This is a genomic window from Tsukamurella conjunctivitidis, from assembly GCF_007858475.1.
GTDB lineage: Bacteria > Actinomycetota > Actinomycetes > Mycobacteriales > Mycobacteriaceae > Tsukamurella > Tsukamurella conjunctivitidis.
This window is the reverse complement of record NZ_VIGX01000205.1, coordinates 1-577: the sequence shown is the minus strand read 5'-3', so window position 1 is coordinate 577 and position 577 is coordinate 1. Positions and strand designations below refer to the sequence as shown.

Here is a 577-nt window from a genome sequence, read left to right as displayed (position 1 = left end):
AGCGGGGGCAGCGGTGGAGGAGACAGCTGTCCGGGACGAGGACGGTCAGATCGGGGAGCTGATGCCCGACACTGAGGACGAAGGAACGCCACTGCCAGCCGTACCGCCGCGCGCAGCACCTCAAGAGGCGTTCGGGGCGGACACGCAGGAACGCGATCCGGTTCCTCCCGCCGCAGATCAGGTCGAGCTTCCGGCGGTGGCCTCCTTGCCGATCGTGGACACCGGTCATTCGGCTGGAGGAGACGCGCCAGCGCTCCGGGCCCCGGTGCTCAGCCGAATGGAACGGTTCCACAACCAGACGGCCTCGCAGGACGCGCAACCCTGGGATCTCGCGAGCGTGGTCGACTTCGAGCCGTGGGTGCCGCACGTCGTCGGCAACCGGGCAGTCCTGGACATGGCAGACTCCGACCCCGAGGTCCGTGGACTCGTCCACCAGGTTGCTGCCGAGATCTGTACAGCCGAGCACCCGATCGAGCAGCGGCGGTTCCGTCTCTTCGTGTGCAACGCATTCGACATGTCGCGGATGAAGGGGTCGCGCGAGGAGTGGTTGAAGAGCGTCCTGCGCCGATCCGGCTTC

General features: G+C 67.6%; 1 protein-coding gene. It reads left to right on the top strand.

The genetic code is table 11. The features are described from left to right. Positions 1-13 precede the first annotated feature (13 nt). Positions 14-577 (top strand): hypothetical protein (locus tag FK530_RS25055; RefSeq protein ID WP_205124271.1); only part of this gene is annotated, 564 nt, incomplete at its 3' end.